The organism is Actinokineospora diospyrosa (genome assembly GCF_024171925.1).
GTDB lineage: Bacteria > Actinomycetota > Actinomycetes > Mycobacteriales > Pseudonocardiaceae > Actinokineospora > Actinokineospora diospyrosa.
Map to the genome: position 1 here is coordinate 317504 of NZ_JAMTCO010000001.1, position 12786 is coordinate 330289.

The following is a 12786-nucleotide window of genomic DNA, read 5'->3' on the forward strand; positions in this document are numbered from 1 at the left end:
GCGGGCAGGCCGCGCGGCGAAGGGGGCCGAGGGTGGATGACACGTTGGAGCGGACGGCTTTCCGACGGGCCCAGCGGCGGGTCCCCGACCTGTTCGCCAGGACCGGCCCACCGCGCACCGTGGTGGTGGTACCCAGCCTGAGCATGGACAGCGCGGGGTTGGTGAAGATCCCCGGCATCGAGCACTACGAGGAACGGCTGCTGTTCACGCTGCAGCTGCTGCACGAACCCGCGACGCGCGTGGTGTACGTGACCAGCGAACCGGTGGCGCCCGAGGTGGTCGACTACGCGCTGGACCTGGTGCCGTCGCTGCCGCGCGCGCACGCCAGGGCCCGCTTGACGATGCTCGACTGCGGCAGCCGCGACCCGATCCCGCTGACCGCGAAGATCCTGCGCCACCCCGGTGTTCTGGCCCGGCTGCGCGCCTTTTCCCGCGACGACGCGGTTTTGGTGACCTTCACCAGCTCCGGCTTGGAGCGCACCCTCGCCGTGCGGCTCGGCGTGCCGCTCTACGCGCCGGACCCCGACCTGGCCGAACTGGGCACGAAAACCGGTTCCCGCAGGCTGTTCCTGGACGCGGGGGTACCGGTCGCCGATGGCGTAGAGGGCTTGCGGGACCTTGGTGACGTCGTCGACGCCCTGGTGTCGTTGCGCCGCGCGGACCCGACGATGGCGCGCGCGATCATCAAGCTCAACGAGAGCTTCGGCGCGGGCGGGAACGTGATCTTCTCCTTCGCCGACGCGCCGGTGTCCGGTCTGGCGGACTGGGTCCGCCGGGAACTGCCGCGCCGCGCGGTGTTCGCGACCCCACCGGACGAGTGGGACAACTACCTCGCGCAGGTCGAGGTCATGGGCGCGGTCGTGGAACGGTTGGTGGAGGGTGATGAGGTCACCTCACCATCGGCGCAGGTGCTGCTGGGCGTCGGTGGTGGCGTCGGCGTCCTGACCACGCACGACCAAGTGCTCGACGGGCAGATCTTCGCGGGCTGCGCTTTCCCCGCCCGTGCGGAATACCGGCTGGAGATCCAGGACCTCGCGCTGCGCACCGGGCAGGCACTGGCGTCGCGATCGGTCGTGGGGATCGCGAGTGTCGACTTCGTGTCCGTCCGCTCGGGTTCCCAGTGGCGGCACTACGCGTTGGAGCTCAACCTCCGCATGGGCGGCGGAACCGCGCCGTACTTCCTGCTGCACGGGCTCGTCGAGGGCGGATACGACCCGGTGACCGGGCGCTATCTCACGCCGGAAGGCGCTCCCCGCGCGTATTTCGCCACCGACCGGCTCTACCGCGGCGAGTACCGGGCACTGTCCCCTTCGGACGTCGTGGACACCCTCGTGCGCGAGCGGTTGCACTTCCGCACCGGGACGCGGACCGGCGCGGTGGCCTACATGCTGGGTGGGCTGGAGATCGGCCGCTTCGGTGTGGTCGTGGTCGAACGGGACACCGCGGCCGCCGAGCGGGGGTACCTCGAGATCGTCCGCGCCATGGACGCGCGGGTGAGCCGGATCGCCCAAACGGGCTGACTCTGCGCCGATCGGCCCGCCGGTGGTTGATCATGTCGAGATCCGGGTAGCCGCGCCGAAGGCACCCGCGACCCCGCTGGAGGCACCCGTGGTGATCACCTTGCCCGCTCCCGGTCCTGGCGCCACCGACGACCTGAGCGGCCTGACCGTCGGCGTGGAGGAGGAGTTCCTGCTCGTCGACCCGGACACCGGGTACCCGGTGCCCGCCGCGGCCGACGTGCTGGCCGACCTGCGGGTGGGGCCGTGGACCGGGCAGGCGGAGTTCTTCCCGACCCAGGTGGAGACGGCCACCGGGGTGTGCACCGAACTCGCCTGCCTCGGCGACGAGCTCACCGGGGCGCGCCGCGCCGTGCGCGAGGCGGCGGTGGCCCACGGGGTGCTGCCGATGGCCTCCGGGGTGCCGGTCGTGGACGGTCCACCGCCGCCGCGCTCGGACAAGGCGCGCTTCGCCGCCATCCACGAGCGGTTCACCGCCGTGCTGGAGGACTACCAGGCCTGCGGCTGCCACGTGCACGTCGGCGTGCCCGACCCGGACACCGCCGCCGCCGTGGTCAACCACCTCGCGCCGTGGCTGCCCACGCTGCTCGCGCTGTCGGTCAACTCGCCGGTCCGCAGTGGTCGCGACCGGCGGCACGAGAGCCTGCGGCTGCTGGACCAGGCCCGCTTCCCGGGCGCCGGGTTGCCGCCGTACTTCGCCTCGGGCGCCGACCACGACGAGCAGATCGCCCGGTTGGTCGATTGTGGCGTCATCGTGGACAACCGGATGACGTTCTGGCTGGCCCGCCGCTCCGCGCACCTGCCGACCGTGGAGGTGCGCGTCGCCGACACGGTGCAACACCCGTGGGAGGCGGTGCTGCAGGCCGCGCTGACCAGGGCCCTGGTGCGGGTCGCGCTCGACGAGCTGGACCGCGGCCGCGAGGGCCCGCGGCTGGACCCGCAGCTGGGTGCCGCCTCGCTCTGGTCGGCCGCCCGGCACGGCATCGGCGCCGCCATCGACCCGGTCGCTGGCGTGGCCACCACCGCCCGCGCCCGCATCGACGCCCTCCTGCGGCTGACCGCCCCCGCCCTGCGCGAAACCGGCGACTGGGCCTTCACCCGAGCAGCGGTCGACCGCCTGCTCACCAAGGGCACCGGCGCCAGCAGGCAACGCGCCGCGCTGCGCAGGGGCACGCTGATCGCCGAGGTGACGGGTGTGGGGATCACCGGATCGGGGTAATCGCCGGGCAGCAGCCCGAAAGGACCCCCATGCACCTGCCCGCTCCCCGCGGCGAGCTCTCCGCCGCCGTCACCGCCGCGCTCGGCGGCCACCGAGGCGCGCTCCCGCCGGTGCGCGGGGTCGACCCGCACGGCGAGGACCTGACGCTGGCGCTGCACGTGCTCTACGAACTGCACTACCGCGGGTTCGACGGCGTCGACGAGGGGTTGGAGTGGGACCCCGACCTGCTGCGCCTGCGGGCCGCGCTGGAGCGCCCGTTCCTGGCGGCGGTGCGCGAGGAGGTCGGCACCGCCGAGGTGGCCGCGGTCGTCGAGGACCTGCTGGTGGAGCGGCTGCCGGGCAGCGGGGTCTCGCACTTCCTGCGCGAGCGCGGTGAGTGGTGGCACTTCCAGGAGGTGTTCACCCACCGGTCCATCTACCACCTGAAGGAGGCCGACCCGCACGCGTGGGTGATCCCCCGGCTGCGCGGCCGGGCGAAGGCGGCGCTGGTGGCGGTGGAGTTCGACGAGTACGGCGGGGGCCGCGCCGAGCGGATGCACTCCCGGCTGTTCGCCGACCTGCTGGACGCCGCCGGTCTCTCCAGCGAGTACCTGCACTACCTCGACGTGGTTCCCGCGCCCGCCCTCGCGACGGTGAACCTCATGTCGATGTTCGGGCTGCACCGGTCGCTGCGGGGTGCGCTGGTGGGGCACTTCGCCGCCACCGAGATCACCACCGGGCCCAGCGCGCGCAGGATGGTGAGCGCGTTGCGCAAGCTGTCCGCGCCGCGGGAGTGCGTCCGGTTCTACACCGAGCACATCGAGGCGGACGCGGTGCACGAGCAGGTGTTGCGGCACGAGGTGATCGGCGGGCTGCTCGAAGACGAGCCGCACCTGGCAGGCGATGTCGCGTTCGGACTGATGGCGACGGAGTTGCTCGAGGACAGGCTGTCCAACCACGTGCTGGGAGCCTGGCAGGACGGCGTCTCGTCGCTGCGTGAGGCGGCTGATGTTCTTGTGTGAAAAGGTTTCCCGTGCCGCTTGGTGAGGTAGACGGGGTTGTGGAAGCAACTGTGCGGGTGACGAGCGGACCGGTTCTTGTGGATGGTCCTGTGGTGGTGCACGGCGAGGACGGCTCGGTGGTGCGGTCCGAGCGGTTCGTGACCGCGGTGTGCACGTGTCGGCGGAGCAAGATCTACCCGTTGTGCGACACCAGCCATCGTGAGGTCCGGCGCGAGGGGTGAATCCCCTGTGCCCCGTTGGCGGGACACAGGGGCAAGGGGTGCTACGGGAAAAGCGGTTTGTCGGCCTTGCAGCCTGTGGTCGGCAGCACGCCGTTGAGGAGGTAGCGCTCGTAGGTCTTGCCCACGCACGAGATCCCGATGGCGCCGTGGCCGTAGTTCGAGACGGGGAGCAGGGCCGAGTTCGGCATCAGCCGGTGCAACGCGCGTGCGCCGCTGATCGGGGTGGACGGGTCGTGGGTGTTGCTGACGATCAACAGGGGTGCTGAGGTCCGGACCCGCCAGGGGCCTTGGAAGGCGCCGGGGGAGTGGGCGGGCCAGTTGCCGCAGATCGCGCCGAGCCAGGACCACAACGGACCGAAGTCCGGTGCGGTGCGGTTGGTCCACGCCGCCGAGCGGGTGGCGGCGTCGCGGTCGGTCGGGTTGTCGGTCTCACCGCAGGCGACGCCCTCGAAGAACGGGCTCACCGGTGCCGCCTTGCTCCGCAACGCCGCCAGCGACGGCGCCGCAACTGCCTTGCGGGCGGTGATGCCCTGGTACAGCTCCTCGATAAGGTTCGTGAGGAGCGGGTAGAAGTCTGCGGCCGTGAGCGCGCTGTGCGCGAGGCTGACCAGGGTCTGGTAGGTCAGCGGCCCCTCGGCGGTGGTGAGCGGCCCCTGCTTGGCCCGCTCGACGACGGTGGTCCACTTGTGCAGGGCCGAACCCGAAGCGGCGCACCGGCTCGGGCCGACCCGGTCGCACTCGGCCAGCGCGCTGGTGAGCGCTTCCCAGGCGCCGTCGGCGCTGTTGATCCGGGCGGTGACGAGGTACCGGGAGTCCGCGCCCTTGCCGGTGCTCCACTGGACCGGGTCGACCACGCTGTCGACGATCATGTTGCGGATCCGGTTCGGGTACAGCGCGGCGTAGGTGGCGCCGACGATCGATCCGTAGGACAGGCCGTAGAAGCTGAACGCGCTGTCGCCGACGGCCCGCCGCACCAGTTCCAGGTCGCGGACGGTGTCCGCTGTGGACATGTGCCCGATGATCGGGTTGGCGCCGGTGGCGCACAGGGCGCGCAGGTAGTCCGCGTAAGCGAGGTGCCCGCGCAACTCCTCCGGACTGGCCGGGAACGGCTCCACCGGCTTGGCGACCTCGGTGGGGCCACCCGGCGTCGGTGCGCAGGTGATGGGTTCGGAGCCGCACCCGGCGGTGACGCAGTTGCGCGACCCGGCGATGCCGCGCGGGTCCACCCCGACCACGTCGTAGCGGGCGGTGACCTTCGTGCCGAGCAGCGCGGCGGCGGTGAGGGTGAAGTCGGCCGCGGAACCGCCGGGTCCGCCGTTGTTGATGAACAGGGTGCCGATCTTGCGGCTCTGGTCGCTCGCGGGGAGCTTCGTCGCCCGCAGCGTGATGGTGGGGCCCTTCGGTCGCGCGTGGTCGAGCGGGACCACGATGGCGGCGCACTGGAGCACTGTGTCATCCGGACACTGCGCCCACCGCACCTGGACCCCGCGCTCCGCGGCGGCGATGCCTGGTAACGCCATCGCGGCGAGCGTGGCTGTCGCTAAGACCGCCACTGATCTCTTGAGCATGTCGATCCCCTCTATTGGGCTTGACCCACTTCTACGGAAGGTGGGTGTTGCCCGGACTCACGCCCCGGGCTGGTCCTGCCGTCATCCTGTGGTCGTAAGAGGCGCGATACTGGTCGCATGTCTGAGCGCTGCCCTTGCGGAACAGGTCTCCTCTATGACGAGTGCTGCGGTCGTGCCCACGCGGGCACACCCGCCGCGACGGCGGAGGCGTTGATGCGATCCCGCTACAGCGCGTTCGCCCTGGGTGACGTCGACTACATCAACCTGACCTGGCACCCCGACACCCGGCCAGCGGACCTGGCGCTGGACGCCGACCAGCGGTGGACGCACCTGGAAATCGTGTCCACGCAGGGTGGTGGGCCGTTCCACGCGAAGGGCGTGGTCGAGTTCCGCGCGCATTACCGGCAGAACCGCCAACGCGGTGTCCTGCACGAGCGGAGCCAATTCGTCCGCGACGGCGGGCGGTGGCTTTACCTTGATGGCGTAATTGCCTGAGCGGGTGCCATGACACTTTACTGTCATGTTTTTGTCGCGACTTCACCGATTCGCTGCGCGTGAAGATCAGGCATCGTTGTCCGGGTGACTACTGCACGGGTGTTCCTGAGCTACGCCCATGGCGACGAGGCGACCGCCGAGCTCATCGAGGCGGCGCTGCTGGCTCGGGGTGTCCCGGTGTCGAGGGGGCGCGACCTGACCCTCTTCGACGGCGTCACCGACAAGCTGCGGCAGGCGCTCGACGAGGCCGTGGTGTTCGTTGCCGTTTGTTCGCCGACCTACCTCGACCACCACGTCTGCCAGTGGGAGTTCACCAGGGCGCTACTGGCCGCCGAACGGCTGGGCGCGCCCCGCGACCGGGTCGTGGCCGTGGGCTGCACGGATCCCACCGGACTGGCCGACCTGATCGGCATAGAGGCGGTTGGTGACGCTGTGGTCGGGAAGGTCAAGAAGACGCGTGGAGTGCCTCTAGGTGAAGGAGGCCTGCCAGAGCGCGTGACGCGACCCCGGCGGTTCGTCGGTGGGTACTCGACACTGTGGGACCTCCACCGCGCTGTTAAGCCTGTCGTTGTCACTGGAGAGGCTGCGACCGGTAAGACAACCTTCGCTGAGCAGTACGGGGTCCTCTTCCGAACCGCTTACCCCGGTGGCGTCGAGTGGACAGGACTTGACCACCTCGACCCGCTTGCCTGGTACGCGGCAGACCTAAGGCGCGTCGCGGCGGAGCGCTTCGGTGTCGACCTGGGCGGGCTGGAGTTCGAACAAGCCCGTGACACGCTTGCCGACTTGATGACCGTGGCCGGCGTCGACGTCTGCTGGATCATTGACGACGTGCCAGCGGACTTCGACGCGGCGCGGTTGGTCCTACCGTCGCCTCGCGTGCGGACAGTGCTGACAGCTCGTACCGCGAGCCGCCGGTGGGGCTTCAATGAGATCGCTGTGCCGCCGTTCACGCCCGAGGCCCGCCGTGCGGACGGCGAGCACGCCCGTGCCGTGTTGGCGTTCGCTGCCGTGCTCGACTCGGTTCCGTTCACCGGTGACCTCTTGGTCGAAGGGGTGGCTCCCGCGTTCGGCTGCTCTGCGCCGATGCTGGTGGCGCGAGTACTCGACGAACTCGATGGGGTCCTGCACGCCGTCGACAACCCGGGTTGCGCGGGCAGGCAAACCTGGCGGTTGCACCCGCTGATCGCCGCTGAGGTCCGTCGAGGAACAGACGTAACGACGATGGTGCAGCGAGCCGCGCTCGTCCTAGAGCGGGCCGTGGCCGACCCCAAAGTCGGGCTGGACACTCTCCGGCACGCGGTCCGGGTCGCGCGCGAGCAGACGTTGCCCGCCCGGACCAGGGAGGCACTACTGCGCGCCGTGGCCGACCGTCTTGAGGAACGTGGAGACGTCGCCGCGGCTTACACGGTCCGGGTGGCTCTTGGAGACAACCTCACCGCGGCGTGGATGGCACTGGCCGCAGGTGACGCCAACGCTGTCCTCGCCAATGTCGCGACGCTCACCGGAGACCCAGTCACGGAGTACCGCGCGCGGTTCCTCCGCGCCGCGGCTCATGACCTCCTCGGCGACCACAACTCCGCGAACGCCGTACTAGGCGATAGGGGGATCGAGCCTGTCTGGGTGTCCGAGCCCGAACGCGGTCGTATGGCGTTGATTCGGGTAAGAGCTCTACGACTGCGCGGCCAGCACTGGCTGGCACGCGATCTCGTAGAGGAACTGCTCCCCAGGATCCAGCGCATGACCCCGGGACTGACACACCGTGGCGAATGGTCAGTGGCAGCGGTAGAGCACGCTCACCTCTTGCTGCTCACCGGGAGCGTTGACGCTGCCCGGGAGAAGGCAGAGGAGATCGTGAACGCGTTCACCGCCGCAGGACTATCCCGGCACCGGCTGGCGCTAGAGGCCAACGCGATCGCCATTGAAGCCACAGCAGACGCCCAGGCCGCGTGTCGCGCCGCTGACCAGGTGGAGCGCTGGTACGGCCGCACCGACCCGCTCACCACCCGCCTACGTGACCTCTGTGGCCGTTTGTCGCCACGACCGGAACCCGAGGAACCCACCCAGCCGCGGTGGTCGCGCGCATTGCGCGCCTTCCTCGGCCGGGACACCGGCCGCCGTCGGCAGCGGCCGGTGGTGTTCGGTCAGGACTCCGTGCTCGCCCAGGAGGTGGGCGCCCACCCGATCCCGTAAGACCGCGCGGGCCGCAGGTTGGTGAAGTCCGCGCGCACCTCACCGGTGTCGTCGATGCGCAGCGGCTGGCGCACCGGCGTCGGGTCGGCGACCTCTTTGGAGAACTCGCCGTCGATCCGCCACACCCCGCTCGGGCGCCGCTTGGGCTCGAAGCGGATGTTGAGGGTGAACCGCTCGCAATCGAACTCCGGGGTGCAGCAGTAGAACGGCGCGATCTCACCGGTGCGCACCCGGAAGAAGAAGTCGTGCTCGTCGCCGGGCTCCAGCGGGTGCGGCGGCCGCAGCGTGAACGCCACCCGGTCGGCCGACACCATGGCCGGGGACCGCACCTCGCCGCCGGAGATCTCGTCGATGCCCAGCGCGGCCAGGTCGACCGACCCGCCCGCCAGCCCGAGCCGCCCGACCGAGATGGCGTGCCGCACGTCGGTCAGGCCGCGCTGGTGGCTGACGATCCGGCGCGTCTCGAAGACCTCCACCTCCGCGCCGCGCAGCACCAGCCGGACCTGCAACCGCTTGGTGTGCCAGGGAACGCCCGGGTCCCCGCCCTCGCGCGCCGCCGCCGCGCAGGCCAGCTCCGCGACCAGGTAGACGACCTCGTCGGCGCGCCGCTGGATGGTCCGCACGTCCCGGTCCGCCGCGCGCCCGAACTCGGCCAGGCGGGTCGTGTAGCCGGCGTTGGTGGGGTTGTCCAACCCGAACACCACCCGCGCCAACGCCCGCCGCCCCTGCGGCAGCCGCTCCACGAGCCCGCGCACCGCGGCGACCAGCTTGTCGCGCACCGCGCCCGGCGCGTCGTCCGCGCGCACCCCGGCCAGTTCGCGCAGCACCGGGCCCGCCGAGGCCGGTAGCCCGACCTGGTGCACCCCGAGGCCCTTGCGCACGTGCTTGAGTTCCTGGTTGAGGATCTCGAGCCGACGATCGGTGTCCACACCCCTCACCCCCATCTCCCCGGCGGGCACCCGAGTGTACCCAGCGCGCCACCGCGCGCGAATTCCGCACCCTATTTCACGTTCGGCTCCGGAAACGGCTCCAGGTGTTTCCTGGTACAGGAAAAACCAGGAAACAGGAAACCCCTGTCGCCACCGGCCCACCCCGGAAGACCATTGGTGTGTCGGATTTACCGGCACCAGGCGAGAACTTCACGACAATGGAGGGGGGAGACCGGTGCACACCCACTACGTCACCATTGTGCTGCTGGCCGTCGGTCTGCTCGGATGACCGCGACCACCCGGGGGCGGCCGGAACCCGCCCCCGGGTGCGCCCAGCCGCCGGATCGAGAACCAGGAGCCATGACCGAGTTCGGAACCGCGTTGCGCCAGCGCAGGCACGCCAGGGGCATGTCACTGACGGCGCTGGCCGAGGCCGCCTACATCAGCCGCGGCTACCTCAGCAAGATCGAGACCGGGAAGGCAAGGGCGAGCCGCGAGGTCGCGGCCGCCTGCGACGCCGCCCTGCAGGCGCAGGGCGGCCTGCTCGCCCTGCTCGACGAGCCGGGGCAGCAGCCCCGGCGCGCCGGGGGCGGCCTGCGCGGCCTGCCCGAGGCCACCGGCCACCTGGTGGGCCGCGCCGAGGTCCTCGACCAGCTGTCCTCGGTGCTGCACGGCGACTTCGTGCGGATGTGCGTCGTGCACGGGCTCGCCGGGGTCGGCAAGACCACCGTGGCGGTCAGCGCGGCCCGCGACGCCGAGGACGCCTTCCCGGACGGGTCGGTGTTCCTCGACCTGCGCGGCCACACCCCCGGCGCCACCCCGGTGCACCCGCTGGAGGCGCTGCACGCGCTGCTCAGCCTGCTCGGCGTCGCCCGCGAGCGCGTCCCGCCCGATGTGGACGGCCGGTCGAACCTGCTGCGCGACCTGCTGCGCGGGCGGCGGATGCTGCTGGTGTTCGACAACGTCGCCAGCGCCGCCCAGGTCCGCCCGCTGCTGCCCGCCGAGGACGGCTGCCGGGTGCTGATCACCAGCCGGGGCAGGCTGCCCGCGCTGGACGAGGCCTGGCCGATCCCGCTGGGCATGCTCGACCCCGCCGACGCGGTCACCCTGCTGCGCTCGGTCGCCGGTGACCGGGCCCCCACCGCCGCGGAGGCCGCGGAGATCGTGGCCCTCTGCGGGTACCTGCCGCTGGCGATCCGCATCGCCGCCGCCCGCCTGGTCTCCGGCACCGGCGCGCGCCTGCGCGACCGCCTCGTCGACGAGCGCACCCGCCTGCTCGCCCTCGACGACGGCGAGCGCGCCGTCGCCGCCGCCTTCGCCCTGTCGCACGCGGCGCTGACCGACGCCGAACGCGCCCTGTTCGGGCTGCTGGCCGTGCACCCCGGCCCGGTCCTGGAGATCCCGGCCGTCGAGGCGATGGCCGCGCTGCCCGTCGGCGAGGCCGAGGTCCTGCTCGACCGCCTGCACGACGCCAACCTGATCACCGTCGAGGCCTCCGGGCACATCGGCGTGCACGACCTGGTGCGCGCCTTCGCCGCCCGCCACGCCACGCCCGCCGAGGACGTCCGGGCCACCGCCGTGGTCCGGCTGGTCGAGTACGCCCTGGCCAAGGTCCTGGCCGCCGACCAGACCCTCGAACCCTCCCGCTACCGCCCGGCGATCGAGCACACCCCGCTGCCGCCCTTCGCCGACCCCGAGGGCGCGCTGGGCTGGCTGCGCGCGCAGTGGCCCACCCTGGAGCGCGTGGTGGACCTGGCCGCGAGCCACGCCCTGCACAGCGCGTGCTGGCAGCTCGCGTTCGTGCTGCGGGCGTTCTTCTTCCGCGACAAGCTGTACGAGCCGTGGCTGGCGACCCACACCAGGGCCCTGCACGCCACCGAGGCGCTGGGCGACCTCTCCGCCACCGGGATGATCCTCAACAACCTCGGCATGGCCTACATCGACGCGGGCCGCATCACCGACGCGATCTCCTCCCACGAGCGCGCCCTGGCCGCGTTCACCGCCGCGGGCAACGAGTGGGGCCGCACCGACGCGCTCTCCAGCCTCGCCTGGGCCCGCCTCTACCACGACGAACCGGAGGTGACCGCGCGCGACCTGGGCGTGGCCCTGGCGGCGTACCGCAGCGCCGGGCGGATGCGGAATGTGGCCATCGCCTCCCGCGGCATCGCCCTGGCCCTGACCATGCTCGAGCGCTACGACGAGGCGCTCGAGTTCGCGGAGAGGGCCCGCGCCCAACCGGAACAACAACCGGTCGACGTCCTGATGGCCATCAACTGCCTCGCCTGGATCCACTACAGCGCGGGCCGCCTCGACGAGTCCGTCCGGCTGTACACCGAAGCGTGCGGTTTGGCTGAACTGGCGGGCAGCGCGTACGAGCGAGCGCGCGCTTTGACGGGCTTGGGGAATGTGGCCGCTTCGCGAGGGGACGTGGCGGCTTCGCGGGCGCATTGGGGGGAGGCGGACCGGCAGGAGACGCGGTTGTTGCCGGAGGTGTTGCAGGAGGAGAGGGTTCGGCGCGAGTTAGGGGGATGAAGGTGCGGGATTCAGCGATGCCCTTTTGCGGCGGCTGCCTGTGGGGCAGCCACCTCTGGCGGGTGCGCCGGAGTTGTCCACAGGCCCTCGCTTGGCCCACCCGCGTTGTGGGTGGGACTCGGTAGGCTCGATTCGGGGGCTGCTGCGCACGGTTTGATCTTGAGGGGCCTGGGTCCTGTGCACCCACCAAGATCAACTGTCCTGAGCAGCCCCCGAATCCAAGTCTACTCAGGGGGACTGACAATTCGGGCGGAGCGAGCGGGGTGCCTGTGGACAACTTGGTGCCCGCCAAGCGATCCAGCCGCTGGCAAGCTTGCTGCGTCGAGTTGTCCACAGGTCCGCGTTCGCTCGGCTCGGTCGCTGCTTTCTTCGCGTAGACTTGATTCGGGGGCTGCTCAGGACGGCGTGATCTTGGACTGTCGCTTGCCAGGAGCCCCGGAATGGTTGCTGCTGCAGGGATCGGAAGGCCGGATTCAGGTCGCCTCGGATGCTCGCCCAAGATCGAACCACGCTGAGCAGCCCCCGAATCCAGTCTACCCGAGGGGGCCGACAATCTGGGTCGAGCGAGCGGGGTGCCTGTGGATAACTTGTTGCCCGCCAAGCGATCCGACCGCTGGCGGGCCCGCTATAGCGAGTTGTCCACAGGCCTGCGTTCGCTCGGCTCGGTCGCCGTTTTCTTCGCGTAGAATTGATTCGGAGGCTGCTAAGGACGGTGTGATCTTGGGCTGCTTGTCAGGAGCCCTGGAATCGTTGCCGCTGCAGGGATCGGAAGGCCGGATCTAGGTCGCCTCGGACGCTCGCCAAGATCGAAACGCGCTGAGCAGCCCCCGAATCCAGTCTACCCAAGTGGATCGGCGGCCGGGCAGGTCAAGCGGCAGGCTTGTGGACAACTCGATATCCGCGTCTCGTGTCGGGACCTTCGGGTGCTCGCCAAGATCAAAGCGGGCAGAGTCGCCCCCGAATCCAGCCTACCCCAAGGGGATCGGCGGCCGGGCAAGTCGAGCGGGACGCCTGTGGACAACTCGGCGCCCAGGGCGCGTACCGGGCTCGGGTGTGTCTCTCAAGATCAAACCGCGCGGAGCAGCCCCCGAATCCAGTCTACGCAAGGGGG

General features: G+C 70.9%; 9 protein-coding genes. 7 read left to right on the forward strand and 2 right to left on the reverse strand.

Features of this window, described 5'->3' with window-relative positions:
- The first annotated feature begins 32 nt into the window (after positions 1–32).
- From LV75_RS01275 to LV75_RS01290, 4 genes are all read left to right on the forward strand, one after another.
- Positions 33–1520: a hypothetical protein gene (locus tag LV75_RS01275; RefSeq protein ID WP_253884689.1), complete on the forward strand. Its 1488-nt coding sequence runs from the start codon at positions 33–35 to the stop codon at positions 1518–1520.
- A gap of 22 nt (positions 1521–1542) precedes the next feature.
- Entirely contained in the window at positions 1543–2736 is a 1194-nt protein-coding gene (locus LV75_RS01280; RefSeq protein WP_253884690.1) for a carboxylate-amine ligase, read from the forward strand.
- A gap of 29 nt (positions 2737–2765) precedes the next feature.
- Entirely contained in the window at positions 2766–3737 is a 972-nt protein-coding gene (locus LV75_RS01285; RefSeq protein ID WP_253884691.1) for an iron-containing redox enzyme family protein, read from the forward strand.
- 77 nt (positions 3738–3814) lie between these two features.
- A complete protein-coding gene (locus tag LV75_RS01290) occupies positions 3815–3958 on the forward strand; it encodes a CDGSH iron-sulfur domain-containing protein (protein WP_372504125.1) in 144 nt (47 codons plus the stop codon).
- A 41-nt stretch (positions 3959–3999) separates the two neighbouring features.
- Here LV75_RS01290 and LV75_RS01295 read toward each other — a convergent pair whose 3' ends face one another.
- Positions 4000–5526: an alpha/beta hydrolase gene (locus LV75_RS01295; protein WP_253884692.1), complete on the reverse strand. Its 1527-nt coding sequence runs from the start codon at positions 5524–5526 to the stop codon at positions 4000–4002.
- Between the two features lie 117 nt (positions 5527–5643).
- Here LV75_RS01295 and LV75_RS01300 point away from each other — a divergent pair, with 117 nt between their 5' ends.
- Positions 5644–6021, forward strand: a complete 378-nt coding sequence (locus LV75_RS01300; protein ID WP_253884693.1) for a YchJ family protein — start codon at positions 5644–5646, stop codon at positions 6019–6021.
- Between the two features lie 84 nt (positions 6022–6105).
- Positions 6106–8214: a TIR domain-containing protein gene (locus LV75_RS01305; protein ID WP_253884694.1), complete on the forward strand. Its 2109-nt coding sequence runs from the start codon at positions 6106–6108 to the stop codon at positions 8212–8214.
- Here the strand turns inward: LV75_RS01305 and LV75_RS01310 are convergent.
- Positions 8166–9143: a hypothetical protein gene (locus LV75_RS01310; RefSeq protein ID WP_253884695.1), complete on the reverse strand. Its 978-nt coding sequence runs from the start codon at positions 9141–9143 to the stop codon at positions 8166–8168. The two genes, LV75_RS01305 and LV75_RS01310, sit on opposite strands and share 49 nt — an antisense overlap.
- A 360-nt stretch (positions 9144–9503) precedes the next feature.
- On the opposite strand from LV75_RS01310, the gene LV75_RS01315 reads away from it, so the two are divergent.
- Positions 9504–11675 carry a helix-turn-helix domain-containing protein gene (locus tag LV75_RS01315; RefSeq protein ID WP_253884696.1) on the forward strand — a complete coding sequence of 724 codons (2172 nt, stop codon included), beginning with the start codon at positions 9504–9506 and terminating at the stop codon, positions 11673–11675.
- Positions 11676–12786: the final 1111 nt, after the last annotated feature.